Consider the following 1,557-nt stretch of genomic DNA (forward strand, 5'->3'; position numbering starts at 1 on the left):
ACCGAGGCGAGCACGCAGGCCACCACGATGAGGGACGACATCAGCCGGTAGCGCCAGACGGCCTCGACGAGACTGATCTCGGAAGTCACCGACGGGCCGGGGATCGGTGCGGTCATCGTGCTGGTTCTCATCCTCCGAGGTACGGCGGGTCCCGAGGGAACCCTCCGGACGGGCAATCGCCACTGACGGACAGGTGTTCGGAACGCGAAGCGAACGCTGAGAGCGGAGCCGCGAGAGACGAACCGACGCACGGACCCGCGACCGGCTGCGCCACGACCGCCGGACTCGCGACCGGCCGGGCCATGACCCCAGCGGAAAAGCACGTGGCCGTCCGCCCGCCGAGAGTGAAAGGACGGGGGCGGCAGGCGGACGGCCACGTGCGCTCAGCCGCTCCCGGTCCTCGGGACGCGGTGCAGGTACGACACCGTGCCCCCCGGTTGCGAAGTCTGGGGATCCGCCGGACGGCCCGTGCCCCGGTGATCGAGCGGGGCGACCGGACCGAGCGGCCCGGTCTGACCGACCTGACCCGCCTGGTTCGTACCGGCGCCCGTCTGCCCCGGCCCCTGGTGCCGGGTGGTGATGAACTGGTCCACGCGATGGCGGGCGCGGTCGGCCTCGGCGCGGGCGGCGTCGCGTTCGCCCACCAGCATCTCCACCCTGGCCTGCAACTCGGTGACGAGCCGGGCCTGCCGGGCCGCCTCCGCCTGCTGCTCGCTCGCGGCCTTCCGGGTCAGGTCGAGGCGCTCGTGGGCCGACCGGGTGGACTCCAGAGCCCGGTCCCGTTGCTGCAGCGCGTCGCCGATCTGCTCCTGGACGATCCTGGCCTGCTGCTCCACCTTGACCCGCGCGATGTGCTCCGCGCGTGCCTGGGCTCGGGCGTCGTCGGCGTCCTGGAGGGCACGGGCGCGCCCGGCGGCGGCCTCCTCCAGGCGCGCGTGCTGCTGACGCATCTCGGTGGCCATCAGCATGGCCTGCTCGCGGGCGGCCTTCTCGGCGGCCTGGGCCGCGCCGAGGTCGCCGCGCAGGCGGCTGATCTCCTCGATCGCCGACTGGAGCGACCCGGTCAGTTCGGAGACCTGGTCGGCCAGCCGCGCCTGGTCGCGGCGCGTCGCCTCGAGCGCGGTGCCGGCCTGCTCGGCGGTGCGGGTGAGCTGGTCGAACCGCTCGCGGAGCCGGTCGTGTTCGGCGGTCGTCGCGGTGAGCCGTTCGCGCAGTTCGGCGGTGAGATCCTCGGCCCGGTCGGCTCGGTGCCGCTGCGCGTCGGCGACCGCCAGCGCCTCGCGGGCCTGGGACCGCGCGGCCTCGACCGCGCGGTGGGCCTCGGCCTCGACCGCCGCGGTGTCCGCGCGGACCTGCGCGATCCGCGCCTCGACCCCGGCGACGGTGAGCTCCCCGGCCAGCGCGCCGGCGAGGCGGGCCGCCATGTCCTCCAGCCGGTCGACCAGGTCCCGGGCCGTCGCGACCTGCCCGGCGAGCGCGGGTGCGGGTCCTGATGCTGACCGCCGCGTCGTCGGTGTCCGCGCGGGTCGAGGGGCTCGGCCTGGGCGCCGACGACTA

1 protein-coding gene is annotated in these 1,557 nt (G+C 75.3%); it reads right to left on the reverse strand.

Annotated elements, in window-relative coordinates; all coding sequences use genetic code 11:
• Positions 1–383: 383 nt before the first annotated feature.
• Positions 384–1,557 (reverse strand): hypothetical protein (locus DZF91_RS43255; protein ID WP_199486847.1); only part of this gene is annotated, 1,174 nt, incomplete at its 5' end.

It is taken from the genome of Actinomadura logoneensis (assembly GCF_003428695.1).
Taxonomy (GTDB): domain Bacteria; phylum Actinomycetota; class Actinomycetes; order Streptosporangiales; family Streptosporangiaceae; genus Spirillospora; species Spirillospora logoneensis.